Genomic DNA, 24,110 nt, shown 5'->3' on the forward strand with positions numbered 1-24,110 from the left:
CATGTTCAATCCCTTCAAGCCCCGCTCACCCGACGCCCCCGAACCACCGCGCTGGCAGCGCATCGCCGTCTGGAGCGCCATCGTCGCGGGCTCGGGCGTGCTGGTGCTCGCGGTCGCGGGCGCCGTCGCCATCGCCCTGATCTCGCCGCGCCTGCCCGACAGCTCCGAACTCGCCGACTACCGGCCCAAGCAACCGCTGCGCGTGTTTTCGTCCGACGGCGAGCTGCTCGGCGAATTCGGCGAGGAGCGCCGCAACCTCACGCCCTTCGCGGCGATCCCCAAGGTCATGAAGGACGCGGTGCTCGCGGTCGAGGACGCGCGCTTCTACGACCACGGCGGCGTCGATTACAAGGGCTTCCTGCGCGCGGCGGTGGCCAGCCTCAAGGGCGGACGCAAGCAGGGCGCCTCCACCATCACGATGCAGGTGGCGCGCAACGTCTACCTGAGCTCCGAGCGCACGCTGAGCCGCAAGGCCTACGAGATCCTGCTGTCGCTGCGGCTCGAGCAGCAGTTGAGCAAGGACCAGATCCTCGAGATCTACATGAACCAGATCTACCTCGGCAACCGTGCCTACGGTTTCGCCGCGGCATCGGATGCCTACTTCGGCAAGCCGCTGGCCAACATCACGATCGCCGAGGCCGCGATGCTCGCGGGCCTGCCGAAGGCACCGGGCACCAACAACCCGGTGGCCAATCCGCGCCGCGCCCGCGCGCGCCAGCTCTACGTGATCGACCGCATGCAGGAGACCGGCTTCATCACCGCCGAGCAGGCGGCCGAGGCGAAGAAGGAAGAACTGCACCTGCGCGATGCCGCCGACCCGAACCGGCTGCATGCCGAATTCGTGGCCGAGACGGTGCGCCAGATGATGCATTCGCAGTACGGCGACAGCATCTACACCAGCGGCATGAAGGTCTACACCTCGCTGGTGGCGGCCGACCAGTCGGCGGCCTACCGCTCGCTGCGCCGCGGCATCATGGACTACGAGCGCCGCCAGCCCTACCGCGGCCCCGAGAAGTTCGTCGACCTGCCCGACGACCCGAAGGAAGTCGACGAGGCGGTCGACGACGCGCTGGCCGAGCATCCCGACAACGGCGACGTGATCGCGGCCGTGGTGCTCGATGCCTCGTCCAAGCAGGTCAGCGCGGTGCGCGCGAACGGCGAGGCGATCGAGATCACGGGCGAAGGCCTGCGCCCCGCGCAGTCGGGCCTGGCGGTCAAGGCGCAGCCCAACATCAAGATCCGCCGCGGCGCGGTGATCCGCGTGGCGCGCACGGCCAAGAACAGCTGGGAGATCACGCAGCTGCCCGAGGTCGAGGGCGCCTTCATCGGCATGGACCCGCGCACCGGCGCGATCAAGGCGCTGGTCGGCGGCTTCGACTACAGCAAGAACAAGTTCAATCACGTGACGCAGGCCTGGCGCCAGCCCGGCTCGAGCTTCAAGCCCTTCATCTACTCGGCCGCGCTCGAGAAGGGCTTCACGCCCGCCACCGTGGTGAACGACGCGCCGCTGTACTTCGAGCCCGGCGCCAACGGCGGCCAGCCCTGGGAACCGAAGAACTTCGACGGCGGCTTCGAAGGCCCGATGCCGCTGCGCACCGCGCTGATGAAATCGAAGAACCTGGTGACGATCCGCGTGCTGCAGTCGATCGGCACCGACTACGCGCAGGACTGGATCACGCGCTTCGGCTTCGACAAGGACAAGCATCCGGCCAACCTGCCGATGGCGCTCGGCGCGGGCTCGGTCACGCCGCTGCAGATGGCCGCCGGCTATTCGGTGTTCGCCAACGGCGGCTACCGCGTCAATCCCTACCTCGTGACGCGCGTGACCGATGCCAAGGACAAGGTCCTGATGGAAACCGAGCCGCCGGCGCTCGACGAAAGCAACCGCGCGATCCCCGCGCGCAACGCCTACCTGATGGACTCGCTGCTGCAGAGCGTGGTGCGCAACGGCACCGGCTTCAAGGCCTACCAGGCGCTCAAGCGCGACGACCTGTTCGGCAAGACCGGCACCACCAACGATTCCTTCGACACTTGGTTCGCGGGCTTCCAGCCCACCATGGTCGGCGTGACCTGGATCGGCTACGACACGCCGCGCCAGCTCGGCGTGCGCGGCGAGACCGGTGGCAGCCTGAGCCTGCCGATCTGGACCGGCTACATGCAGACCGCGCTGCGCGGCGTGCCGGTGGCGCAGTTGCCCGAGCCGCCCGGCCTGGTGCACGTGGACGGCGAACTCTACTTCGACGACTACGCACCAGGCCGCGGCGTCGCGAGCCTGGGCCTCGAGCCCGAGGTGGCGCCGCAGCCGGTCGAGGTGCTGACCGGCGTGCCGATCGGCGCGCCGCCGCAGCCCGAGGAGCGCAACCGCATCCTGGACTTCTTCCGCTAGGACGGCGGGCGACAAGGGCCGCGCCGGGGTCTCTACACTCGGCGCACTCCCTTCCTTCCCGTTCGCCCGTTCCCAAGTCCATGGAAATCCTCACCCTGGTGGCACTGATCGCCATCGGCGCCTACTTCCTCAAGTCCCACGACCAGCGCCGGCGCATCGCGCTGCTGGCGCACCACCTGGGCAACTACCAGATCGAGAAGCTGATGGAGAACCTCACCGAGGGCTACCTGCGCTGCCTCGGCGAGGACGATCCCGAGCGGCGCCAGCAGATCTGGGGCGTGCTCGACGCGACCGAGGCACGGCTCGCGGCCCAGTTCTCCAATTTCGCCGCCGAGTTCGCGCGCGTCGATGCCGCGCAGGCGCGCGTGAGCACCTCGCCGCTGGCGACCCTGCCCTATGCGCACCTGCTGTTTCCGCGCGAGACCTTCGACCTGCGCGCGGCCTTCGCGATCCATGCGCGCGGCATCGACGAGGTGATGCACAACCGCGCCGGCCGCAGTCCCAAGGACAAGGCCTACATGCTCTCGGCCGAACTGTTCCTGATGCAGCACACCTGCCACTGGTTCTGCAAGTCGAAGATGGTGGCCTCGGCGCGCATGCTGGCGCGCCACAAGACCCCGTACGAACAGCTGATCGCCTCGGTCAGCGAAGGCACGCGCCGCGACTACCTCGCGCTGATCGGGCGCCAGTAGCTCAGGCCGGCAGCAGCGGCAGCGTGAGCGTGGCCACCGCGCCGCCGCGCGTCGCGTTGCCGAGCTCGATGCGGCCGTGGTGCAGCGCGGCGATCTCCTTGACGAAGGCCAGGCCCAGCCCGGTGCTCTTCTTCTGGCTGTGCGGCCGCGCCAGCGAATAGAACTTCTGGAAGACCTTCTCCTGCGCGTAGTCGGGAATGCCCGGCCCGCGGTCGCGCACGCTCACGCGCGCGAGCCGCGAGGTGGTTTCCAGGTTGATCAGCACCTCGCTGCCGGTGGGCGAGAAATCGATGGCGTTGTCCAGCAGGTTGCTGATCGCGCGGCGCAGCAGGAAAGGATCGCCCTCGACCGAAGCGTTCGCGCCCGTGCCTTCGCGCACGTGCACCTGCACCCGGATGTTGCGCTGGGCCGCCGCGCTCTGCGCGCCGGTCGCGATGTCCTCGATCAGCGGCGCCAGCGCCACCGGCTGGGTGCGCTCGAGCGCGTGCCGGGTTTCGAGCGCGGTCAGCTCCATCATGCGGTCGACGATCTCCTGGATGCGCTGGGTCTCGCGCGCGATGTTGGCGAGGAAGCGCTCGCGCTCCTCGTGCGGCATCGAGGGTTCCTGCAGCAGCTCGGCCGCGCCGCGGATCGCCGACAGCGGGCTCTTCACCTCGTGGGTGAAGGTCTGCACGTAGTCGGCGACGTAGTTGCGGCCGGTCAGCGTGTCGCGCATCTCGCTGAAGCCGCTGCGCACCGCATCGACCGCGCGCCGCGCCATGCGCCGCAGGCTCAGGCTGCGTTGCGCGCGCACCCAGCCCCAGTAGTCGCGGATCAGCCCGAAGGGCCGCACCAGCCAGACCGAGACGATCACCGCGAGCAGCAGCAGCGCCAGCGCCGAACCCACGCCGACCCAGATCGTGCGCGCCCGCGCATCCTCCACGAACTGGCCGAAGCTCTGCACCGGCTTGCCCACGCTGACCATGCCGACGATCTCGTTGTTCCAGCGGATCGGCGCCCCCACGTACATCACCGAAGTGCGCGGATCCACGTCGACGTCGCGCGAGGTGCGCGCGCCGTAGAGCCCGGCCAGCGTACGGCTCACGTCGCTCCATTTCGAATAGTCGGCACCCAGGTGCCGGCCGAGCGAATCGAACATCACGCGCCCGCCCCGGTCGGTCACGTAGACGCGCAACTCGACCCGGTTCTTGTGCAGGTTGTAGATCTGGGCCGAGAACTCGCGCGCATAGAGCGTGCGGAACAGCGGCTCGAGCCGCGCCGTGTTGATGGCGCCCGCGATCACGTCCTGCTCGACCAGGCTGGCCACCAGCTGCGAGGTCTCGACCAGCGATTCCTCGGCCGACTCGCGGTAGCGCGGATCGATGTCGGAGACGACGCGGTACAGCAGGAAGGCGATGCCGGCCGTGTAGATCAGCAGGATGCCGATGAAGATGCGCGTGCGCCGGGTCACGAGATCCTGGCGGGCAGTTCTTCGTTGAGGGCGTAGCCGGTGCCGCGCAGGGTGCGGATCGGCTCGACCTCGGGCGCGATCGCCTTGAGCTTGGCGCGCAGGGTCTTGATGTGGGCATCGACGGTGCGGTCGAAGCTCTCGCTGGCATCGTCCCAGACCCGCTCGAGCAGCTCGTCGCGCGTGAACACGCGTCCCGGGCGCTGCACCAGCAGGCGCAGCAGGCCGTATTCGTAGCGCGAGAGTTCGAGCAGGCGGCCGTAGTAGCGGATCTGCATGCGCTCCTGGTCGAGCATGAAGGGCAATGGTGGCGCTGCGGGCGGTTGAGCGGGCGCAGGCGACGTCTGGGGGGCGAGCGCATGGGGGACCCCCTGCCCGCCGCCCGCGGACGCTCCTGTGCCTCCTGGCGAGCCTCCACGCGCACTGCGCCGCAGGATGGTTCGCACGCGCGCCACCAGTTCGCGTGGCGAGAACGGCTTGGCGACGTAGTCGTCGGCGCCGAGCTCCAGCCCCACCACGCGGTCGATCTCGTCGCTGCGCGCCGTGAGGAACAGCATCGGCACCTCCGGTCCGCCCATGGCCTGGTTCAGCGTGCGCAGCCGCTTGAACAGCTCGAAGCCGTTCATATCGGGCAATCCCACATCCAGTATCGCGAGCGCCGGCGCTTCCTGCGCGAACTGGGCCAGCGCGTCTTCCGCGGTGGCGCACCAGACGGGCGTGAAGCCGTCGCTCTTGAGCACGTACTGAAGGGTGTCGGCGATGCCCGATTCGTCTTCGGCGATCAGGATCCGCGGTTTGAAGCTCATCCGGCGATGGTAGCGAGCGCCACGGGGCGGACGCCAGCCACGTCGACGGCGTTGCAACGAGGCGCGGCCTTCGGACTTTTTTTCGGGCGCGACCTTTGGTCTCTCTCTATTTCTTATTCTTCTTATTCAAATTAGTAGTAGTAGATAAGGGTCCGCCCCTTCTGTGGACAGGCCGATTTTTTCGTTATGTGACAAGCACTTGTCATACAGCGGTCACTGTGCGCAGCCGTGCTTTTGTGCTGTCGCGGCCAAAGGGACAACCTGGCGCATCCGTCCGGCGCTGTGGATAACCACCTGCTTGTGCCAGAACTCTCCCCAGAGTTGTCCTTTGACAGCCCTCCGGAAATCTGCGAAAGGCGTTTTTCGGGTGAGGAAATTCATTGCCTAATTTTTAAGCGGTCTGTAGATTCCTCATAAAAATCAATAACTTGCCGCGCCCCTACAAAGTAGTTCTGTGGTTATCCACAGAGTTGCACCCGCTTTGTGGGGAGAACGCGCGGCGGAACCTTCCCCCGGTCATCCGACCGAACTTCGTCCTTCACCTTGTGGAAATTCCAGCCGTGACACCTTCCGAAACCCAGGCCATCGTGACCCTCAGCCTGCTGGCCGCCTTCGTCGACGGCGAAAAGCACGAACGCGAGCGCGCCGAGATCAAGCGCATCGCCGAAGGGCTGTCGCAAACCGACGGCCTGAACCTGCCGACGCTCTACCAGGACGTGTTGATGAAGCGCGTCTCGCTGCCGTCGGTGGCGGCGCAGCTGCAGAGCACCGAGGCGAAGCAGCTCGCCTACGAGATGGCGGTGTGCGTGTGCGATGCCGACGGCGCGCAGTCGCAGGCCGAGCGGATGTTCCTGGCCGACGTGCGCACCTCGCTCGGGCTCGATGCCTCGGCGGCGCAGTTCTCGAACCAGGCCGAGGAGATCGCGGCGGCCGGGGCGGTGGCCGGTGCCTCCGCGGGAGCCGTGGTGGCCGCGGCGCCGGTACCGGCCGTCGCGGCGGGCGCGTCGCCGCTCACGCCCGACAGCGCCGAGCTCGACAAGTCGATCCTCAATGCCGCCATCCTCAACGGCGCGCTCGAGCTGCTGCCCGAGACGCTGTCGACCATGGCGATCATTCCGCTGCAGATGAAGCTGGTCTACCGCATCGGCAAGGCGCATGGCTACGAGCTCGACAGCGGCCACGTCAAGGATTTCATCGCCACCGTGGGTGTGGGCCTGACCTCGCAGTACCTCGAGCAGGCCGGGCGCAAGCTGCTGGGCGGGCTGCTCGGCAAGGTGGGCGGCGGCCTGCTGCGCGGCGTCGGCAAGCAGGCCGTGAGTTCGGGCATGAGCTTCGCGACCACCTATGCGCTGGGCCATGTCGCCAAGCGCTACTACGCGGGCGGCCGCACGCTGTCGACGCAGATGCTCAAGGACGCCTTCTCGGGCGTGGTGCAGGAAGGCCAGGGCCTGCAGTCGCGCTACCTGCCGGCGATCCAGGAGAAGGCCCGCACGCTCGATGCGGGCAAGGTGCTGTCGCTGGTCCGGGGCGCCTGAGCCGTCAGGCGGTCTTCGACAGGTCGTCGAGGATCGGGCACTCGGGCCGCGCATCCCCGTGGCAGCAGTGCACCAGGTGGGCCAGGGTGCTGCGCATCGATTGCATGTCGGCGATGCGCTGCTCCAGTTCCTCGAGGTGCTTCTGCGCGATGCGCTTCACGCTCGAACTCGTGCGCCGGCGGTCGTGCCACAGGCCCACGAGCTCGGCGATCTCCTCCATCGAGAAGCCGAGGTCGCGCGAGCGCTTGATGAAGCGCAGCGTGTGGATGTCGGCATCGCCGTACTGGCGGTAGCCGCTGTCGGTGCGCGCCACCGCGCTCAGCAGGCCCAGGCCCTCGTAGTGGCGCACCATGCGCGCGGACACGCCCGACAGCCGGGCGGCCTCGCCGATCGCCACGGGGCCGTGCGTGACCGGCACCGTCACTGCACCCGGTAGCCGGCGTTCTCGATCGCCGCCACCAGGTCCTGGCGCGGCTGCTGGCTCAGCACGTCCACATGGCCGGTCTCGAGGTCGACCGTGACCTGGGCCTCGGGGTCGACCGTCTGCACCGCGTTCTGCACGGCGTTCACGCAATGTCCGCAGCTCATGCCCGCGACCTGGAATTTCTGGCTCATCGTTTCTGCTCCTTCGTGGATGACAAGGTGGGCGTTGGCCCGTTCGGAAACCGAAGTCTGAACCTTGCCACGATGTCAATGTCCAGTCCAGGGACTCTTCCTGCCGCGCTTGACCTTGCCATGGTGTGAAGCTTTAGCCTTCGCAGCATGGAAAACGTACAAGCACGGCCTCTGCCGAATCTCACGCTCGACCTCTCGGTCGGCGGCATGACCTGCGCGTCCTGCGTGATGCGCGTGGAGCGCGCGCTCAAGGGCGTGCCCGGCGTCCAGGACGTCAGCGTGAACCTCGCGACCGAATCGGCGCGCGTGGTGGCGCAGGCGCAGGGCGGCGAGGACATCGATGCGAGGCTGCGCCGCGCGGTGCGCTCCGCCGGCTACGAGCCGCGCGCCGCGGCCGATGCGCAGGAGGAAGCCGCGGCGCTGTCGCCCTGGCACGGCTTCGGCCCGGTGGCGGTCGGCCTCGCGCTGTCGGCGCCGCTGATGCTGCCGATGGTCGGCGAGTTCTTCGGCCGCGACTGGATGCTCGATCCCTGGCTGCAACTGCTGCTCGCGACGCCGGTGCAGTTCTGGCTCGGCGCGCGCTTCTACCGCGCGGGCTGGCATGCGGCGCGTGCGCTCACCGGCAACATGGACCTGCTGGTCGCGCTCGGCACCAGCGCGGCCTACGGACTCTCGCTGTGGCTCTGGTGGCGTTCGGCCACCGGCGAGCACGCGGGCCACGGGATGGTGCCGCACCTGTACTTCGAGGCCTCGTCGGTGGTCATCACGCTGGTGCTGCTGGGCAAGTGGCTCGAGGCGCGCGCCAAGCGCCAGGCGACCTCGGCGATCCGCGCGCTGCAGCAGTTGCGGCCCGAGGTGGCGCACCTGGTCGGCCCGCGCGGCGAGAGCGACGTGCCGCTGGCCGAGGTGATGGTGGGCGACCGCCTCGCGGTGCGTCCCGGCGAACGCGTGCCGGCCGATGCGCGCGTGGTCGAGGGCGAATCGGAGGTCAACGAGTCGATGCTGACCGGCGAGCCGCTGCCCGTGCCCAAGGGACCGGGCGACCCGCTGACCGGCGGTGCCGTCAACGGCGACGGCCGGCTGGTGGTCGAGGTGCGCGCGGTCGGTGCCGAGAGCGTGCTCGCGCGCATCATCCGGCTGGTCGAGGATGCGCAGGCCGCGAAGGCACCCATCCAGCGGCTGGTCGACAAGGTGGCGGCCATCTTCGTGCCGGTGGTGCTGGTGATCGCGCTGCTCACCTTCGGCGGCTGGATGCTGCTCGGCGGCGCCGACATCGAGACCGCGCTGATCCACGCGGTGGCCGTGCTGGTCATCGCCTGCCCCTGCGCGCTGGGCCTGGCCACGCCGGTGGCGGTGATGGCGGGCACGGGCGTGGCGGCACGGCGCGGCATCCTCATCAAGGACGCGCGTTCGCTCGAACTCGCGCACCGCGTCGACACCGTGGCCTTCGACAAGACCGGCACGCTGACGCTGGGCCGGCCGGTGCTGACCGCGCTCGTGCCGCTGGCCGATGGCGGCGAGGCCGACCGGTTGCTGGCCGTGGCCGCGAGCCTGCAGAGCGGCAGCGAACATCCGCTGGCGCGCGCCGTGCTCGTGGCCGCCGCCGACAAGAAACTGGCGGTGCCGGCGCTGCGTTCGATGCAGGCCATGCCCGGCCGCGGCGTGCGCGGAGAGGTCGAGGGCGAATTCGCCGGTGCCTGGGCCCTCGCGAGCCTGCGCTGGTGCCGTGAGCTCGATGCCGAGGTCGACGCGGCCGAGGTCGACCGGCTGCAGGCGCAGGGCGCCACGGTGTCGGCGCTGCTGCGCTTCGATGCCGCCGGCGCGGCCGAGGCACTGGCCCTGCTGGCCTTTGCCGACGAGCCCAAGCCGCAGGCCGCCGAGACCGTCGCCGCGCTGCGCGCGCGCGGCCTGCGCGTGGTGATGATCTCGGGCGACAACCTGCGCGCCGCGCGCGCCATGGCGGCGCGGCTGGGCATCGCGGCCGAGGACGTGCGCGCCGAGGTGCTGCCGGCCGACAAGGCGCAACAGGTGAGCGCGCTGCGCCGCGACGGCCACGTGGTCGCGATGGTGGGCGACGGCGCCAACGACGCGCCCGCGCTCGCGGCCGCCGACGTGGGCATCGCGATGGCACCGGCCGATGGCGGCACCGACGTGGCGATGGAGGCCGCGGGCATCACGCTGATGCGCGGCGATCTCGCGCTGGTGGCGCAGGCGCTCGACCTCTCGGGACGCACCGTGGCCAAGATCCGGCAGAACCTGTTCTGGGCCTTCGCCTACAACGTGGCGGGGATTCCGTTGGCGGCCTTCGGACTGCTGAGCCCGGTGGTGGCCGGGGCGGCGATGGCGCTGTCGAGCGTGAGCGTGATGGCCAATGCCTTGCTGCTGCGGCGCTGGAAGGGTTCCTAAGACCCTGTCAGTCGAGCAGCAGCGCCATCAGGTGATCGTCGATGTAGTCGGCCTCGCCGGCGCGCTTGTAGAACTTGCGCAACGTGCCCTCGCGCACGAAGCCCAGCTTCTCGTAGAAGCGCAGCGCGGGCGCGTTGTCGCTCTCGGCATAGAGCTCGATGCGCTTGACGCCGGCCGTGCGCAGTTGCTCGATGGCATCGCTCACCATGGCCAGCGCCACGCCGCGGCCATGGAAGGCCGGGTCCACCGCGAGCGTGCCAAGGCAGGCGACGTGCGCCACGCGGCCCGGATAGCGCGTGGCGCGGTAGAAGCCGGCCATGCGGCCCTCGATTTCCCAGATGTGGAAGCAGCCGCTGCGCACCAGCTCCTCGTGGATCGGCCGGAAGTCCGAGAGCGGCATCGGGTCGTAGCCGAGGAAGCGCACCACCTTCTCGTGCATGTAGAGGGCATGGACGGCGGCGAGGTCGTGGGAAGTGGCAAGTCGGCGCACGGCGGCTCCATGGTCGAGGTCAATCAGGGGCCCGCAGGATAGCAATCCCGCGCAGCCGCTCAACCGGCCGCGAACACGAGGGCGCCGGCGAGCGCCAGCAGCAGCACCTGCGCGAGCCAGGCCCAGCGCAAGCGCAGCCGCGCATCGAGCACCGCGCCCACGGCCCAGAAACCCGCGATCGTCAGCGCCAGCAGTTCGAGCCCGGTGCGAAAAGCCATGTCGTCCGCGCGCCAGAGAAAGGCCAGCGTCATGCCGACCCAGCCCGCGAAATGCAGCGTGGCCGCGATCGCGCGCGCACGGCCGGCCGGTGGATCGTCGAGGGCGGCGGCCGCCTCGAGCGAGAAGTCGGGTTCGGGAAAGCGCGCCGCCACGTCGGCCGGCCGCCAGCCCGGCGATCGCCAGAACACGCCGAGCTTGTCGCGCCAGCGCCGTGTGTGCCAGGCATCGCGCGCGAGCGGCGCATAGGGGCCGAGCACGGCGCGCAGCGGATCGAAGCCCGCGAGCGGCTTGCGCGTGCCGTAGACGCAGCGCTCGCTCTCCTCGGCGAAGGTGCCGAACAGGCGATCCCACACCACCAGCATGCCGCCGTAGTTGCGGTCGAGGTAGCCGTCGTTGACGGCATGGTGCACGCGATGGTTCGAGGGCGAGGAGAACACGCGGTCGAACCAGCCGAGCTTGCCGATGTGCTCGGTGTGGATCCAGAACTGGTAGACCAGCACGATCAGCCCCGCGAGCCCGAACTGCTCGGGCGGCACGCCCACCACGGCCATCGGCAGGTAGAAGGCCCAGCCGAGGAAGGCGACCATGCTCTCCTGCCGCAGCGCGGTCGAGAAATTGAAGCGCCGGCTCTGGTGGTGCACCGCGTGCGCGGCCCAGAACAGCGCCGACTCGTGGCCCGCGCGATGCAGCCAGTAGTCGCAGAAGTCGAACAGCAGCACCGCGGCGATCCAGCCGAGCGCGCTGTTCCAGAAGCCCGCGTCGGTGCACAGCGCGACATGCGGATAGACGAGCGCGTAGAGGCCGATCTGGAACAGCTGCGTGCAGACCGCGAGCGCCTGGCTCAAGAGACCCTGGCTCAGGCTCGCGACGGTGTCGGCGAAGCGGTAGGTGTTGCGCTGTTTGAGCCAGCCCCAGGCGAATTCCCAGGCCATCAGCAGCACGAACACCGGCACGACGAGAACCACCAGCCGATGCACTGCCTGCCTTGAGCCTTCCTGCGCGCGAAAAAACTTCAGCGAAGTCTCAGCGGGATGGGGCGTCGATGCGTCCAGCGACCAGCACGGCGTTGGTGCCGCCGAAGGCGAAGGAATTCGACATCGCCCAGCGCATGCCGGGCACGGCGCGCGCCTCGCCGCGCACGAAGTCCAGCTCGAAGGCCGCGTCGGGCTCGCGCAGGTTGGCGATCGGCGGCACGGCCTCGTGCGCCAGCGCGCGCAAGGTCGCGACCAGTTCGATCGCGCCGCCGCCGCCGAGCACATGGCCGTGGATCGCCTTGGTGGCGCACACCGGCATCGCGCTGCCGAACACCTCGCGCACCGAGGCCGCCTCGGCCGCGTCGCCGGCCATGGTGGCGGTGCCGTGGGCGTTCACATGGCCGATCTGCGCGGCATCGATGCCCGCGTCGCGCAGGGCTGCGCGCATCGCGCGCACCTGGCCCGCGCTGTCGGGGTTCGTGATGTGCGTGCCGTCGCAGTTGGTGGCATAGCCGGCGAGCACATAGGACGCACCATCGCCCGTGTCGAGTGCGCCGCGCGAACGCGCATGCGCTTCCGATTCGAGCACCAGCGCCGCGGCGCCTTCGCCGAGCGCGAAGCCCGCGCGGTCGCCCGAGAAGGGACGGCATGCGGTCTCGGGCGCGCCGGCCGGCGGCGCGGCCATCACGCGCATCGCCTGCCAGCTCGCCATCACCCCGGGCGTGAGCATGGCGTCGTGGCCGCCGACGATGGCGACATCGATCCAGCCGCCGCGAATGGCGCGCATCGCCTCGCCGATCGCCACTGCCGAGGAGGCGCAGGCGCAGGCATAGGCGATGGCCGCGCCGTGCGCGCCGAAGTGCAGCGCGAGCTCGGCCACCGCCGCATTGGGCATCACGGTGAGCACGGTGGTCGGCCGCATGCGGCGCTGCTCGGCATAGAGCGCCTGCGTGGTGTTGTCGAAGCTGCCCGCGCCCGCGAGGCCGCTGCCCCAGAAGATGCCCAGCCGTTCGGGGTCGACGCTGTCGCGCGCCAGTCCGGCCTGCGCCGCGGCATCCTGCGCGGCCGCGAGGGCCATCGCGGTGCCGCGGTCCAGCGGCAGGCGCGAGATGCTGCGCACGCCGTTCGAATCGAAGTCGCAGGCGGCCACGGGAATCTCGACGCTGTCCATGCCGGGGATCGCGAGCGTGTGCGAGCGCACGGCCGAGCGGCCATGGAACAGCGCATCGTCGAAGGCCTCGAGCGTGCGGCCGATCGGCGTGACGAAACCGACGCCGCTGACGCGCACCGGCGGCGCCGCGATGCGCTGCGCCGAAGCAGCGATCACCGCGTGTTCGACACCGCTGCTCATGCGTGAGCCGCCTCAGGCGCGTTCGCGGTGTTCGCCATCGCGGCAGCGCTCTCCGCATCGATCACTTCGCACAGGCGCTGCAGCGTGATGCCCGCTTCTCGCGGATCGAGACGGTCCTCGGGAATGCGCAGGTGGAAGGCATCCTCGACCGCGAAGACGAACTCCATCAGCGCGAGCGAGTCGAGGCCCAGGTCGGCGAGCGCGGTCTGCGGCGAGACCAGGCTGGCCTCGACGCGGAAGTCGTTCTCGAGGATGCGCGCGATGCTGTTGAAGGTGGGCGAGGTGGACATGGGGCTGGTTCCTTTCAGGCGAAGCGTGGTGCACGATCGTCGTGCGGGAGTGCCATCGGTCGGCGCGGCAGTTGCGGGGAAGGCGAGCGTCGCGACACCGCCTTGCACGGTTCATTGTGGGGTGGGATCGAGGGCATCGCGATGGCGAACGCGTTCCTTTTCAGGAAGCCTTCAGAGAGAAGGACGGGGCATCGGCGCCCGTGCCGTGCGCGACCTCGTCGGCGAAGGCGACGGTCTCGCGCACCACCTGCTGGCGGTCGTTGTCGATGGTGATCATGTGGTAGCTGTTGCTCACCACCACGCTGCGGAACGACCGGCAGCGCAGGCCGCGCGCGAGGATCTCGAGGTTGGCGACGCTGGCCACCTCGTCCTGCTGCGCATGCAGCGCGAGCACGCGGTCGCATTGCACGCGATGCAGGTTGGCGCGCACGTGGCGGATCAGCCGATGGTGCTCGCGCAGGTGGCCCACGCCGATCACCGAACTGCCCGCGCGCGAGACCTTGCGGTGGCGCAGCTCGCGCTCGATCCAGGCACGCACGCGTTCGTTCTTCACGCCGTAGGGAGGGCGTTCGCGGTACTGCCAGAGGCGGCCCAGCGGCGTGTAGTAGGCCAGCGGCAGCAGCATCTGCGTGCGCGGGATGGCCCAGCCGTCGAAGCGCAGCGTGGTCGACATCAGCACCAGCGCATCGACCGCGTCGCCGCAGCGGATGGCGGCGCCGAGCGCGAGCGAGGAGCCGGCCGAGATGCCCACGAGCAGCACGCGCTCGTGCGTCTCGCGCAGGGCCGCGACCTGGGCCTCGATGCTGTCGAGCCACTGCTGGAAGGGCGCGGCCTGCTGCATCGGCGCATTGGCGTCGAAGGAGTAGCCGGGGATCGACATCGGGTGCACCGCGTAGCCGCCGTCGCGCAGCGCGGACTGCACGGTCAGCAGTTCGTCAGGTGTGCTGCACAAACCATGCAGCAGCACGACCGCGGTGCGTTGCACGGCGGGGTGCACGAAGCTCAGCAGGCTGGAAGGTTCGCGTGCGCTCATGACGATGCGGCCCCGATGAAAAGGGCCCGTGCGGCGATGGGCTGTCGTATGCTCATGCCGTGTTTATCGCGTGTCGTACTGACCGCCTGCTGACCCTCCCGCGAGCAAGAATAGGCACTTCAACCCACTCGAAAATCATGCGAATCCTGCTAGTCGAAGACGATGCCGTGCTGCGCGACGTGATGCTTCGCAGCCTCGCGGACGCTGGTCACCGCGTCGATGTCTCCACCAACGTCGAGGACGCCGACCACCTGTGGCGCGTGCAGCCCTTCGATGCGGTGCTGCTCGATCTGAACCTGCCCGCCACCGCGAGCGCGACCAGCGGTCTCGCGAGCGGACTCACCGCGCTGCGACAGGCACGCGCGCGCGGCGACCGCACGCCGGTGCTCGTGCTCACCGCGCGCGGCCGCACCGAGGAACGCATCGCGGGCCTCGACGCGGGCGCCGACGACTACCTCGGCAAGCCCTTCGACCTGGCCGAGGTCGAGGCGCGCCTGCGCGCGCTGGTGCGCCGCGCGAAGGGCACGGAAGACATCGTGCTGCTGGGCCAGCTGAAGCTCGATCGCAAGGCGCGGCGCTTCTCCACCGCGAGCGGCCCGCTCGACCTGCCGGCGCGCGAGTTCGAGGTGCTGTGGGAACTGATGAGCCCGCCGGGCCGCACGGTGAGCAAGCGTGCGCTGTCCGACAAGCTCTCGAGCTTCGACGAATCGCTGGGCGACAACGCGCTCGAGGCCTTCATCTCGCGGCTGCGCAAGAAGCTGGTCGGCTCGGGCGCGGGCATCCGCACCCTGCGCGGCATCGGCTACCTGCTCGAAGCAGAAGTCTGAGCGCGCCGCGACCGTGAGCGACAGCGAAGCAGCGCCAGCGCGGATCACGCCCAGCCCGCCGCGCGCGGTGTCCACGCTCACGCGGCGCGTGCTGCGCAACGTGCTGGTGCCGCTCGCGCTGAGCTGGATGGTGGGCGCGGTGATCGCGCTGGTGATCGCGAACTACTTCTCCGAGCAGGCCTTCGATCGCGGCATGCTCGACGACGCCTATGCGCTGTCGGCCAACGTGCAGGCGGGCGAGCGCGGCATCGAGCTGCTGCTCACGCCGCGCGAGGTGGCCACGGTGCTGTTCGACCAGATCGACAAGGTCAACTTCTCGGTGCAGCGGCTCGACGGCACCCTGATCTCGGGTGCCGACGACCTGCAGGCGCCACTGCCCGTGGGCGGCGCGCGCTACCGCTTCTCGGACGTCACCTACCAGGGCAAGCCGATGCGCGCGGTGGTGCTCGAGCACGATGCCGAGCCCGGCGTCTCGATGCCCTACCGCGTGGTGATCGCGCAGACCACGCTGAGCCGCACGGCGCTCGTGCGGCAGCTGCTGGGCTATGCGCTGGCGCCACAGGTGCTGCTGCTGATGCTGCTCGCCGTGTGGCTCTGGCATGGCATCCGCCGCGATCTGCGGCCGCTCGGCGACCTGCAGCAGGCCCTCGACCGGCGCGACGTGCGCGACCTCTCGCCGGTGACGGTGGTGCGGACCTCGCGCGAGCTGCAGCACCTGGGCGAGGCGGTCAACGCACTGTTCGAGCGGCTGGGCCACAGCGTGCGCGGGCAGCGCGAGTTCGTGGGCAACGTGGCGCACGAGCTGCGCACGCCGCTCGCGGGCATCCGTGCGCTGGCCGACTACGGGCTCGCGCAGCAGAAGCCCTCGGTATGGCGCGAGCAGCTCGAACAGGTGGCCAAGAGCCAGGAGCGCGCGAGCCACCTGATCGACCAGTTGCTCGCGCTCGCATTGGCCGACGAGGCCAGCACCAGCCTCGAGACCGCGCCCGTGCGGCTCGATGCACTGGCCGAGCAGACGGTGCTGCGGCATCTCGCGCGCGCCGATGCGCGTGGCGTGGACCTGGGCGCGCGCGGCCTCGACGACAGCGTGACGGTGCAGGCCAACGAGGCGCTGGTGGAAGGCATCCTCGACAACCTGATCGACAACGCGTTGCGTTATGGCGGCCGTACCATCACGGTCGAGGTCAGCGGCGAGGTGCTCAGCGTGATCGACGACGGACCCGGCATTCCGCTCGACGCGCAGCGCCTGCTGATGCAGCGCTGGGCGCAGGGGCCCGCGGGGCAGAAGCTGGGGCAGGGCTCGGGCCTGGGCCTGTCGATCGTGGCGCGCTATGCGGAGCTGCTCGGGGCCGAGCTTCGGCTCGCGGCGGCCGAGCCGACGGGCCTGAAGGTCAGCGTGGACTTCACGCGCAAGGGCTAGCTTCGTAGAGCTCGAGCGGCAGTCCGTCGGGATCGGCGAAGAAGGTGAAGCGCCGGCCCGTGTACTCGTCGACGCGGATCGGCTCGACGGCAACGCCGTGCGCCTCGAGCGCCTCGGCCGCGGCACGCACGTCGGGCACCTCGAACGCCAGGTGGCGCAGCCCGCGCGCCTCGGGGCGCGAGACGCGCGGCGGCGGATCGGGAAAGGAGAACAGCTCGAGCTGCGAGCCGTCGGGCAGCGCGAGATCGAGCTTGTACGAGTTGCGCTCGGCGCGCAGGTGCTCGGCGACGATGCGCAGGCCCAGCACCTCGCTGTAGAAGCGCTTCGACACCGCGTAGTCGGAACAGATGATCGCGGCATGGTGGATGCGCGCGAGCCCGGGCGTGCCGCTCATCGCAAGGCCTTGCGCAGGAAGACGCGCGTGCGGTTCTCGAGCACCAGGCGCCGGTATTCGACATAGCCGATGCGCGCGTAGAGCGCGCGGTTCTCGCTCATCTTCTCGTTGGTGAACAGGTAGATCGAATCGAAGCCCTGGCGCAGCGCCTCGCGCTCGGCGAGCTCGAGCAGCGCGCGGCCCGCGCCGCTGCCCTGGTGCCTGGGCCGCACCGCGATCACGTCGACCAGGAAGCCTTCGTCGGTGATGTCGAGCACGAGCGCGGCCGCGATCTCGGCGGCATCCGCGGCATCCTGAGCATGAGCGGCGACCCACACCTGTTGCAACTCGATGGCGCTTGCGTAGTCCTTGCTCATCGGCAGCGGCACGATCGGCAGGCGCGGCAGATAGACGCTGAAGGCGGCGATCGCGCAGTCGCGGATCGCTTCGGCATCGGCCGCTTCGGCACGACGCAGGGTCCAGCGCGGTGCTTCGCTCATTCGGCGATCTCCACCTCGGCCTCGATCTCCACCGGGATGTTGAACGGCAGCTCGGCCATGCCGACCGCGCTGCGCGCATGCGCGCCGACCTCGGGCCCGAAGAGCTCGAGCACGAGGTCGGAGAAGCCGTTGATGACCGAGGGCTGGCGGTCGAAGCCCGGGGCCGAGGCGACCATGCCGAACACGCGCGTCCAGGCCGTGATGCGGTCGAGATCGCCGAGCGCGCGCTGCAGGCTGCCGAGCATCGCGAGCGCGGTGAGGCGCGCGGCCGCGTAGCCCTGTTCCACGTCGAGCTCGCGCCCGAGCTTGCCCAGCGGCGCGGCGATGCTGCCGTCGGCATTGAGCGGGCCGTGGCCCGAGACGAAGGCGCGCCGTCCGACGATGCGTACGAAGCGAAAGGGCAGCACCACGCCCGGTGGCGGCTGGACGGCGGGCGGAAGGACGAGGCCGCGCGCGGCCAGCTGGTTCTCGATCTGCGACATGGCGCAACGGTACCCGAAAGCACCGTGCGCCGGTCGCCGGCAGCCTCAGGCCAGCGCGGGGTAGTCGGTGTAGCCCTTGGCGCCGCCGCCGTACAGGGTGGCCTTGTCGAGCTCGTTGAGCGGCGCGTGCTCGCGCAGGCGGCGCACCAGGTCGGGGTTGGAGATGAAGGGCTTGCCGAAGGCCACGAGGTCGTCGCCTTCCTTCACGGCTTCTTCCGCGAGCGGGCGGTCGTAGCCGTTGTTGACCATCCAGGCGGCCTTGCCGCCGGCCTCGCGGTAGGCGGCCTTGAGCGCCTCGTAGTCGAAGGGCCGGTCGGCGATCTCGCGCGGGCCGCCGGTGGCGCCTTCGATGATGTGGATGTAGGCCAGGTCGAGCTTCGCCAGTTCCTTCACCACGTAGGTGAACAGCGGCTGCGGGTTGCTGTCGTGCACGTCGTTGGCGGGCGTGACCGGCGACAGGCGGATGCCGGTGCGGCGCGCGCCGACGGCGTCGGCCACGGCGCGCGCGATCTCGAGCAGGAAGCGCGCGCGGTTCTCGATGCTGCCGCCGTAGTCGTCGCTGCGCTGGTTGCTGCCGTCCTTGAGGAACTGGTCGAGCAGGTAGCCATTGGCGCCATGGATCTCGACGCCGTCGAAGCCCGCGGTCTCGACTGCATTGCGTGCGGCGGTGGCGAAGCCGTGGACGATGCCGGGAATCTCGCCGGCATCGAGCGCGCGCGGCTCGGAGGTTTCGGTGAAGGTCGGCACGCCGTCCTGGATCAGCACGGTCTTGGTCTTGGCGGTGATGGCCGAGGGGGCCACCGGCTGGCCGTTGCCGGGCTGCAGGCTGGTGTGCGAGACGCGGCCCACGTGCCACAGCTGCACCACGATCTTTCCGCCCTGGGCGTGCACGGCGTCGGTCACCTTCTTCCAGCCGTCGAGCTGCTCGGTGCCGTAGAGGCCGGGCACGTCGGCGTAGCCCTGGCCCTGCTGGCTGATGGCGGTGGCCTCGGTGATCAGCAGGCCGGCGCTCGCGCGCTGCGCGTAGTAGGTGGGCGCGAGCGCGGTCGGGATGGCATTGGGCGAGCGGTTGCGCGTGAGCGGCGCCATCACGATGCGGTTGGCGAGCTTCAGGTCGCCGGCTTGGACGGGGTCGAAAAGGGTGGACATGGTGGGAGAAGGAAGGTGTGAACAGCGGAAGGAAGCGCAAGGGTAGGGGCGGGGCCTCAACCCTGCTGCCACGGGGTTGTAGTCTTGGTGCTAGGCGTTGCGGCGCTGCAAATGCAATCGGGTGGCATTGCACGGGCGGCCCGCCAGAAAGCGAACGGCCGGCGAGTTGCCGGCCGTTGAAGGGCGAAGCGCGGTGTTGCGCTCCGGCGGTGCGGAGTTACTTCAGCAAACCCTCTGCCTTCATCGCTTCCTGCACGGCGGGACGCTCGCTCACGCGCGCGCGCCAGGCCTGGAGGTTCGCGAAGCCCGCGAGGTCCACGCCGGTGGGCTTGGCCCAGTTGGTCACGGTGAACAGGTAGCCGTCGGCCACACTGAACTGGTCGCCCATCAGGTACTGCTTGTTCGCGAGTTCGCCGTCGAGCCAGGTGAAGCGCGAAGTGAGCTTGTCGCGCGCGATGGTCTTGGCTTCCTCGGGCATGGCCGGGTTGAACAGCGGGCTGAAGCCCTTGTGGATCTCGGTGCCGATGAAGGTCAGCCACTCCTGCAGGCGGTAGCGCTGCATGGTGCCGGCGGCGGGCGCGAGGTTCTTGGTCGGCACGAGGTCGGCGATGTACTGCAGGATCGCGGGGCCTTCGCGCAGGCGCGTGCCGTCGTCGAGCTCGAGCATCGGCACGTAACCCAGCGGGTTGATGCCGTAGTAGTCGGTGCCGTCCTGCAGCTTGTGGCTCTTGGTGCTGGCGAGCACCGGTTCGAAGGCGAGGCCGGCTTCGTGCATCGCGATGTGCGGCGAGAGCGAGCAGGCGCCCGGCGAGTAGTACAGCTTCATGCGAAAAACTCCAATCGATCGTTGAAATGGTTCTTTGGAACGCACCGGATGCTAGCGGGTTTGGGCTGCGCGGGTTTGTCCTACGGGTGCTTGGGCTCGCTGACTATCGGGGCGTCGAGCACCGCTTTCTATTCTTCGGGCACCGAGGGCTGCGACCCGCGGCAAAGGAGTCACTCGATGTTGAAGTACGCCATCATTTTCGCGGTCATCTCCCTGGTGGCCGGCCTGCTGGGTTTCGGCGGCATCGCGGCCGGTGCCGCGGGCATTGCCAAGGTGCTGTTCGGCCTGTTCCTGATCCTGGCCGTGATCTTCATCGTGCTCGCCGCGCTGGGCGTGGGCGCGGTGAAGAAGGCGCTCGACTGATGCACCGGCACCGGTCGGTGCGCTGGCCGCGCACGCGCTCGCTGGGCCAGCTGCTGCAGAGCCCCGCGCATTGCGTGCTGCGGGTGCTGCTGGTGACGCAGGCGCACTGGCAGCTGCCCGAGCACCGTTCGCGCCGAAGGCGCGCCTGAGCCAGGCGAAGAAGGGAAGGGGAGCCACATGCACATCTCGCACATCGAGGCGCAGCTGGACTACGAAGTCGGCGCGCCGGCCCATCTGCTGCTGAACATCGAGGCGGCCCGCGCAGGCGCGCAGGCGGTGATCCGCGAAACGCTCACGATCGAGCCGGCGGCCGAGGTGCAGGTGTTCTGCGACGAGGCCAGCGGCAACCGCTTCCTGCGCTTCGACGCGGCGCCGGGGCCGCTGAAGATCGCCTACACCGCGACCGTGCAGCGCACCCAGGTCGACGTGCCGCACGACCTGCCCGAAGTGCCGGTCAACGAAGTGCCCGACGAGGTGCTGCACTACATGATGCCGACGCGCTACTGCGAGTCGGATCTGATGGCGCGCTGCGCCTTCCAGCTCTTCGGCGACCTGCCGCCGGGCATCGGCCGCGTGCAGGCGATCGTGGACTGGATCCACGACAGCATCACCTACGAGTCGGGCAGCACCGACTCGACCACCACGGCGCGCGAGGTCTTCGTGCAGCGCGCCGGCGTGTGCCGCGACTTCGCGCACCTGGGCATCACCTTCTGCCGCGCGCTCAACATCCCGGCGCGGCTGGTCGTGGGCTACGTGGCCTTCGAGGAACCGCCGCAGGATTTCCATGCCGTGTTCGAGGCCTGGCTCGGCGGGCGCTGGGTGCTGTTCGACGCCACGCGCATGGCGCCGGTCGACCGCCTCGTGCGCGTGGGCACGGGGCGCGACGCGAAGGACGTGGCTTTCTGCACCATCTTCGGCAGCGTGAGCATGCGGGACAAGCAGATCGTGGTGACCGAGCTGCAGGACCAGAGCGTGGCACCGCCCGTGGAACCGCCAGCCAGCGGGGCGCTCGTGGGCATCGAGAAGCCGGTGCCGGTGGTGGAGCTCGCCACCTCCGCTTGATTCCGTGGATGGTTTGCTATTAAAAACATAGCAAACTATCGAGTCCCATAGAGGCTTGGCGGACTTTTAGAGTTGCACGACCAGCTTGTCCCCACAGTGGGCGCGAGCAGGGAGGGCCGATTAAAATCATGGCCCTCCTTTGCGCCGCGCACGCGTCAGTGCGCCCCCTCTCATGCTTTATCCCGAAGAATTCGACGTGATCGTCGTCGGTGGCGGCCATGCCGGCACCGAAGCCGCGCTCGCTGCCGCCCGCATGGGCGCGAAGACGCTGCTGCTGTCCCACAACATCGAGACCTTGGGCCAGATGAGCTGCAACCCCTCGATCGGCGGCATCGGCAAGGGTCACCTGGTGAAGGAGGTCGACGCGCTCGGTGGCGCGATGGCGATCGCCACCGACGAGGCCGGCATCCAGTTCCGCATCCTCAACTCGAGCAAGGGCCCGGCCGTGCGCGCCACGCGCGCCCAGGCCGACCGCGTGCTCTACAAGGCGGCGATCCGCCGCCGCCTCGAGAACCAGCCGAACCTGAGCCTGTTCCAGCAGGCGGTCGACGACCTGATGGTCGAGGGCGACCGCGTGGTGGGCGCGGTCACGCAGGTCGGCATCGCCTTCCGCGCGCGCACCGTGGTGCTGACCGCGGGCACCTTCCTCGACGGCCGTATCCATGTCGGCCTCGACAACTACCAGGCCGGCCGCGCGGGCGATCCGCCGGCCGTGAGCCTGTCGGCGCGCCTCAAGGAACTCAAGCTGCCGCAGGGCCGGCTCAAGACCGGCACGCCGCCGCGGCTCGACGGCCGCAGCATCGACTTCTCGAAGTGCACCGAGCAGCCCGGCGACGGCATGCCCGGCGGGGCAGGGCCGATGCCGGTGTTCAGCTTCCTCGGCAAGGTCGAGATGCATCCGCAACAGATGCCGTGCTGGATCACGCATACCAACGCGCGCACGCACGAGATCATCCGCTCGGGCTTCGACCGCAGCCCGATGTTCACCGGCAAGATCGACGGCGTCGGTCCGCGCTACTGCCCGAGCGTCGAGGACAAGATCAACCGCTTCGCCGACAAGGACAGCCACCAGATCTTCCTCGAGCCCGAGGGCCTGACCACCAACGAGTACTACCCGAACGGCATCTCGACCAGCCTGCCTTTCGACATCCAGTACCAGCTGGTGCGCTCGATGCCCGGGCTGGAGAACGCCCACATCCTGCGTCCCGGCTACGCGATCGAGTACGACTACTTCGATCCGCGCGAACTCAAGAGCAGCTTCGAATCCCGCGCGATCCAGGGCCTGTTCTTCGCCGGGCAGATCAACGGCACCACGGGCTACGAAGAGGCGGCGGCCCAGGGCCTGTTCGCCGGCATCAACGCCGCGCTGCAATGCCGGGGCGAAGACGCCTGGCTGCCGCGCCGCGACGAGGCCTACCTCGGCGTGCTGGTCGACGACCTGATCACCAAGGGCGTGACCGAGCCCTACCGCATGTTCACGAGTCGCGCCGAGTTCCGGCTGCAGCTGCGCGAGGACAACGCCGACATGCGCCTGACGGAAGCAGGGCGCAAGCTGGGCCTGGTCGACGACGTGCGCTGGGATGCTTTCAGCCGCAAGCGCGACGCTGTTTCACGTGAAACAGAGCGGCTCAAGTCGATCTGGGTGAACCCGCGCAACCTGCCGGCGACCGAGTCGGTGCGGGTGCTCGGCAAGGCGATCGAGCACGAGTACAACCTGGCCGACCTGCTGCGCCGGCCCGATGTGAACTACCAGACCCTGATGTCGCTGGACGGCGGCAAGTACGGCGCCGAGGCCCCGCTCAGCGAGACCGAGATCGAGCAGATCGAAATCTCGGCCAAGTATTCGGGCTACATCGAGCGCCAGAACGACGAGGTGGAGCGCGCCGCCCACTTCGAGAGCCTCAAGATGCCGGCCGATTTCGACTATGGCCAGGTCAAGGCCCTGAGTTTCGAGGTGCGGCAGAAGCTTGCGAAGCACAAGCCCGAGACCTTGGGCCTGGCCTCGCGCATCTCGGGCGTGACGCCGGCGGCCATCTCGCTGCTGTTGATCCACCTGCGCAAGGGCGGCCACAAGGCCTTTTCCGCGACCAAGGAAGCAGCCACCGAGCCGCAGTCGGCCGAATGACGGCGACGATCGAACGGCTGCGCGCGGGCGCAGAGACGCTGGGCGTGGCTTTGTCCGAACGCCAGGCCGAGCAGCTCACGGCCTATGGCGCGCTGATGCTCAAGTGGAACAAGGTCTACAACCTCACGGCGCTGCGCGATCCCGACAGCGTGCTGACCCACCACCTGCTCGACAGCCTCGCCGTGATTCCGCCGCTGCAGCGCGAGTGGGCAGGGCAGGGCAAGCTGCTCGACGTGGGATCGGGGGCTGGATTACCGGGGGTGGTCATTGCGATCCTGCGGCCCGATCTCGACGTCACCTGTCTCGATGCGGTCGCGAAGAAGATGGCTTTCGTGCAGCAGGTGGCCGGCGAACTGGTGCTGCCGAACTTGCGCGGGCTTCACGCCCGGGTCGAAAAGCTCGAAGGCCGTTTCGACCTGATCAGCTCGCGCGCCTTCGCGTCGCTGCCCGATTTCTTCTCGGGCTCCTCGCACTTGCTGGCCGACGGCGGCAAATGGCTCGCGATGAAGGGCAAGAATCCGGCCGATGAGCTCGCCGGACTGCCGGCCGAAGTCGCGGTGTTTCACGTGGAACAACTGACGGTGCCCGGCCTCGACGCCGAGCGTTGCATCGTCTGGGCACGAAAGCAGGCCTGATCCGTGCCCGGCAAGACGGCCGCGCCCGCCGTCTTGCCAAAAGAAACGCGCGGGCCGCGCAAAACCGGCCGTTCGGCCAATCGCCGCGCCACCTGCCTCGCTTA

At 69.3% G+C, this 24,110-nt stretch carries 25 protein-coding genes; 11 read left to right on the forward strand and 14 right to left on the reverse strand.

Translation table 11 applies throughout. The annotated features are described in order from the left end of the window. Position 1 precedes the first annotated feature (1 nt). Positions 2-2,386, forward strand: coding sequence for a penicillin-binding protein 1A (locus KV106_RS21105; RefSeq protein ID WP_261212131.1), 2,385 nt, complete (start codon positions 2-4; stop codon positions 2,384-2,386). An 80-nt stretch (positions 2,387-2,466) separates the two neighbouring features. Next, positions 2,467-3,078: a hypothetical protein gene (locus KV106_RS21110; RefSeq protein WP_261212132.1), complete on the forward strand. Its 612-nt coding sequence runs from the start codon at positions 2,467-2,469 to the stop codon at positions 3,076-3,078. 1 nt (position 3,079) lies between these two features. Here KV106_RS21110 and creC read toward each other — a convergent pair whose 3' ends face one another. After that, on the reverse strand, positions 3,080-4,528 hold the full coding sequence (gene creC / locus KV106_RS21115; RefSeq protein ID WP_261212134.1) for a two-component system sensor histidine kinase CreC: 1,449 nt from the start codon (positions 4,526-4,528) through the stop codon (positions 3,080-3,082). Then, positions 4,525-5,331: a response regulator gene (locus KV106_RS21120; RefSeq protein ID WP_261212135.1), complete on the reverse strand. Its 807-nt coding sequence runs from the start codon at positions 5,329-5,331 to the stop codon at positions 4,525-4,527. The genes creC and KV106_RS21120 overlap by 4 nt, the downstream gene beginning before the upstream one ends. Positions 5,332-5,891: 560 nt before the next feature. Between KV106_RS21120 and KV106_RS21125 the strand changes: the two genes are divergently transcribed. Continuing rightward, complete coding sequence (locus tag KV106_RS21125) at positions 5,892-6,866, forward strand: YcjF family protein (protein ID WP_057591829.1); 975 nt, start codon at positions 5,892-5,894, stop codon at positions 6,864-6,866. A gap of 4 nt (positions 6,867-6,870) precedes the next feature. On the opposite strand, the gene cueR is transcribed toward KV106_RS21125, so the two are convergent. Together cueR and KV106_RS21135 are read right to left on the reverse strand one after the other, a co-directional pair. Beyond that, entirely contained in the window at positions 6,871-7,218 is a 348-nt protein-coding gene (gene cueR, locus KV106_RS21130) for a Cu(I)-responsive transcriptional regulator (RefSeq protein WP_409976546.1), read from the reverse strand. 68 nt (positions 7,219-7,286) lie between these two features. Continuing rightward, positions 7,287-7,481 carry a heavy-metal-associated domain-containing protein gene (locus KV106_RS21135; protein ID WP_057591827.1) on the reverse strand — a complete coding sequence of 65 codons (195 nt, stop codon included), beginning with the start codon at positions 7,479-7,481 and terminating at the stop codon, positions 7,287-7,289. A gap of 147 nt (positions 7,482-7,628) precedes the next feature. On the opposite strand from KV106_RS21135, the gene KV106_RS21140 reads away from it, so the two are divergent. Further along, entirely contained in the window at positions 7,629-9,887 is a 2,259-nt protein-coding gene (locus tag KV106_RS21140) for a heavy metal translocating P-type ATPase (RefSeq protein WP_261212139.1), read from the forward strand. Positions 9,888-9,894: 7 nt separating this feature from the next. Here KV106_RS21140 and KV106_RS21145 read toward each other — a convergent pair whose 3' ends face one another. From KV106_RS21145 to KV106_RS21165, 5 genes are all read right to left on the reverse strand, one after another. Further along, positions 9,895-10,377, reverse strand: a complete 483-nt coding sequence (locus KV106_RS21145; protein ID WP_261212140.1) for a GNAT family N-acetyltransferase — start codon at positions 10,375-10,377, stop codon at positions 9,895-9,897. Positions 10,378-10,436: 59 nt separating this feature from the next. Next, positions 10,437-11,573, reverse strand: coding sequence for a sterol desaturase family protein (locus tag KV106_RS21150; RefSeq protein ID WP_261212141.1), 1,137 nt, complete (start codon positions 11,571-11,573; stop codon positions 10,437-10,439). A 46-nt stretch (positions 11,574-11,619) separates the two neighbouring features. Then, positions 11,620-12,921, reverse strand: coding sequence for a beta-ketoacyl-[acyl-carrier-protein] synthase family protein (locus KV106_RS21155; protein WP_261212142.1), 1,302 nt, complete (start codon positions 12,919-12,921; stop codon positions 11,620-11,622). Then, the gene (locus KV106_RS21160) at positions 12,918-13,211 is read right to left on the reverse strand and encodes an acyl carrier protein (protein WP_057591822.1); all 294 of its coding nucleotides are present in this window, start codon (positions 13,209-13,211) and stop codon (positions 12,918-12,920) included. The genes KV106_RS21155 and KV106_RS21160 overlap by 4 nt, the downstream gene beginning before the upstream one ends. Before the next feature lie 160 nt (positions 13,212-13,371). Further along, complete coding sequence (locus KV106_RS21165; RefSeq protein ID WP_261212143.1) at positions 13,372-14,244, reverse strand: alpha/beta hydrolase; 873 nt, start codon at positions 14,242-14,244, stop codon at positions 13,372-13,374. A gap of 137 nt (positions 14,245-14,381) precedes the next feature. Between KV106_RS21165 and KV106_RS21170 the strand changes: the two genes are divergently transcribed. After that, positions 14,382-15,071, forward strand: a complete 690-nt coding sequence (locus KV106_RS21170; protein ID WP_057591820.1) for a response regulator transcription factor — start codon at positions 14,382-14,384, stop codon at positions 15,069-15,071. Between the two features lie 13 nt (positions 15,072-15,084). Further along, the gene (locus KV106_RS21175) at positions 15,085-16,491 is read left to right on the forward strand and encodes a sensor histidine kinase (RefSeq protein WP_057591819.1); all 1,407 of its coding nucleotides are present in this window, start codon (positions 15,085-15,087) and stop codon (positions 16,489-16,491) included. Here KV106_RS21175 and gloA2 read toward each other — a convergent pair. The 5 genes from gloA2 to gstA all read right to left on the reverse strand — a co-directional run bounded on the left by gloA2 (position 16,475) and on the right by gstA (position 19,821). After that, positions 16,475-16,885 carry an SMU1112c/YaeR family gloxylase I-like metalloprotein gene (gene gloA2 / locus KV106_RS21180; protein ID WP_261212144.1) on the reverse strand — a complete coding sequence of 137 codons (411 nt, stop codon included), beginning with the start codon at positions 16,883-16,885 and terminating at the stop codon, positions 16,475-16,477. The genes KV106_RS21175 and gloA2 overlap by 17 nt on opposite strands. After that, positions 16,882-17,364 carry a GNAT family N-acetyltransferase gene (locus KV106_RS21185; protein WP_261212145.1) on the reverse strand — a complete coding sequence of 161 codons (483 nt, stop codon included), beginning with the start codon at positions 17,362-17,364 and terminating at the stop codon, positions 16,882-16,884. Before KV106_RS21185 ends, gloA2 begins: the two co-directional genes overlap by 4 nt. Continuing rightward, positions 17,361-17,846, reverse strand: a complete 486-nt coding sequence (locus KV106_RS21190) for a RidA family protein (protein WP_093343645.1) — start codon at positions 17,844-17,846, stop codon at positions 17,361-17,363. The genes KV106_RS21185 and KV106_RS21190 overlap by 4 nt, the downstream gene beginning before the upstream one ends. Before the next feature lie 45 nt (positions 17,847-17,891). Continuing rightward, on the reverse strand, positions 17,892-18,995 hold the full coding sequence (locus KV106_RS21195) for an alkene reductase (protein ID WP_261212149.1): 1,104 nt from the start codon (positions 18,993-18,995) through the stop codon (positions 17,892-17,894). A gap of 217 nt (positions 18,996-19,212) precedes the next feature. Beyond that, positions 19,213-19,821: a glutathione transferase GstA gene (gene gstA, locus KV106_RS21200; RefSeq protein WP_057591814.1), complete on the reverse strand. Its 609-nt coding sequence runs from the start codon at positions 19,819-19,821 to the stop codon at positions 19,213-19,215. Between the two features lie 177 nt (positions 19,822-19,998). Between gstA and KV106_RS21205 the strand changes: the two genes are divergently transcribed. The 5 genes from KV106_RS21205 to rsmG all read left to right on the forward strand — a co-directional run bounded on the left by KV106_RS21205 (position 19,999) and on the right by rsmG (position 24,006). Beyond that, complete coding sequence (locus KV106_RS21205; RefSeq protein WP_057591813.1) at positions 19,999-20,184, forward strand: DUF1328 domain-containing protein; 186 nt, start codon at positions 19,999-20,001, stop codon at positions 20,182-20,184. Then, the gene (locus KV106_RS21210; protein ID WP_172705369.1) at positions 20,184-20,333 is read left to right on the forward strand and encodes a hypothetical protein; all 150 of its coding nucleotides are present in this window, start codon (positions 20,184-20,186) and stop codon (positions 20,331-20,333) included. The genes KV106_RS21205 and KV106_RS21210 overlap by 1 nt, the downstream gene beginning before the upstream one ends. A 28-nt stretch (positions 20,334-20,361) precedes the next feature. Further along, positions 20,362-21,246, forward strand: a complete 885-nt coding sequence (locus tag KV106_RS21215) for a transglutaminase-like domain-containing protein (RefSeq protein WP_261212150.1) — start codon at positions 20,362-20,364, stop codon at positions 21,244-21,246. 172 nt (positions 21,247-21,418) lie between these two features. Further along, positions 21,419-23,371 (forward strand): tRNA uridine-5-carboxymethylaminomethyl(34) synthesis enzyme MnmG, encoded by a 1,953-nt coding sequence (mnmG, locus tag KV106_RS21220; RefSeq protein ID WP_057591811.1) that lies wholly within the window; start codon positions 21,419-21,421, stop codon positions 23,369-23,371. Continuing rightward, entirely contained in the window at positions 23,368-24,006 is a 639-nt protein-coding gene (rsmG, locus tag KV106_RS21225) for a 16S rRNA (guanine(527)-N(7))-methyltransferase RsmG (RefSeq protein ID WP_261212151.1), read from the forward strand. Before mnmG ends, rsmG begins: the two co-directional genes overlap by 4 nt. The last annotated feature ends 104 nt before the right edge of the window (positions 24,007-24,110 follow it).

Source organism: Variovorax endophyticus (assembly GCF_025376855.1).
Taxonomy (GTDB): domain Bacteria; phylum Pseudomonadota; class Gammaproteobacteria; order Burkholderiales; family Burkholderiaceae_C; genus Variovorax.

Excerpts from the sequence above, each read along its gene's own strand:
- KV106_RS21105 (WP_261212131.1), top strand. The coding sequence starts at position 2 with ATGTTCAATCCCTTCAAGCCCCGCTCACCCGACGCCCCCGAACCACCG.
- KV106_RS21110 (WP_261212132.1), top strand. The coding sequence starts at position 2,467 with ATGGAAATCCTCACCCTGGTGGCACTGATCGCCATCGGCGCCTACTTC.
- KV106_RS21120 (WP_261212135.1), bottom strand. The coding sequence starts at position 5,331 with ATGAGCTTCAAACCGCGGATCCTGATCGCCGAAGACGAATCGGGCATC.
- cueR (WP_409976546.1), bottom strand. The coding sequence starts at position 7,218 with ATGGTGCGCCACTACGAGGGCCTGGGCCTGCTGAGCGCGGTGGCGCGC.
- KV106_RS21135 (WP_057591827.1), bottom strand. The coding sequence starts at position 7,481 with ATGAGCCAGAAATTCCAGGTCGCGGGCATGAGCTGCGGACATTGCGTG.
- KV106_RS21140 (WP_261212139.1), top strand. The coding sequence starts at position 7,629 with ATGGAAAACGTACAAGCACGGCCTCTGCCGAATCTCACGCTCGACCTC.
- KV106_RS21155 (WP_261212142.1), bottom strand. The coding sequence starts at position 12,921 with ATGAGCAGCGGTGTCGAACACGCGGTGATCGCTGCTTCGGCGCAGCGC.
- KV106_RS21160 (WP_057591822.1), bottom strand. The coding sequence starts at position 13,211 with ATGTCCACCTCGCCCACCTTCAACAGCATCGCGCGCATCCTCGAGAAC.
- KV106_RS21165 (WP_261212143.1), bottom strand. The coding sequence starts at position 14,244 with ATGAGCGCACGCGAACCTTCCAGCCTGCTGAGCTTCGTGCACCCCGCC.
- KV106_RS21170 (WP_057591820.1), top strand. The coding sequence starts at position 14,382 with ATGCGAATCCTGCTAGTCGAAGACGATGCCGTGCTGCGCGACGTGATG.
- gloA2 (WP_261212144.1), bottom strand. The coding sequence starts at position 16,885 with ATGAGCGGCACGCCCGGGCTCGCGCGCATCCACCATGCCGCGATCATC.
- KV106_RS21185 (WP_261212145.1), bottom strand. The coding sequence starts at position 17,364 with ATGAGCGAAGCACCGCGCTGGACCCTGCGTCGTGCCGAAGCGGCCGAT.
- KV106_RS21190 (WP_093343645.1), bottom strand. The coding sequence starts at position 17,846 with ATGTCGCAGATCGAGAACCAGCTGGCCGCGCGCGGCCTCGTCCTTCCG.
- KV106_RS21195 (WP_261212149.1), bottom strand. The coding sequence starts at position 18,995 with ATGTCCACCCTTTTCGACCCCGTCCAAGCCGGCGACCTGAAGCTCGCC.
- gstA (WP_057591814.1), bottom strand. The coding sequence starts at position 19,821 with ATGAAGCTGTACTACTCGCCGGGCGCCTGCTCGCTCTCGCCGCACATC.
- KV106_RS21205 (WP_057591813.1), top strand. The coding sequence starts at position 19,999 with ATGTTGAAGTACGCCATCATTTTCGCGGTCATCTCCCTGGTGGCCGGC.
- KV106_RS21210 (WP_172705369.1), top strand. The coding sequence starts at position 20,184 with ATGCACCGGCACCGGTCGGTGCGCTGGCCGCGCACGCGCTCGCTGGGC.
- KV106_RS21215 (WP_261212150.1), top strand. The coding sequence starts at position 20,362 with ATGCACATCTCGCACATCGAGGCGCAGCTGGACTACGAAGTCGGCGCG.
- mnmG (WP_057591811.1), top strand. The coding sequence starts at position 21,419 with ATGCTTTATCCCGAAGAATTCGACGTGATCGTCGTCGGTGGCGGCCAT.
- rsmG (WP_261212151.1), top strand. The coding sequence starts at position 23,368 with ATGACGGCGACGATCGAACGGCTGCGCGCGGGCGCAGAGACGCTGGGC.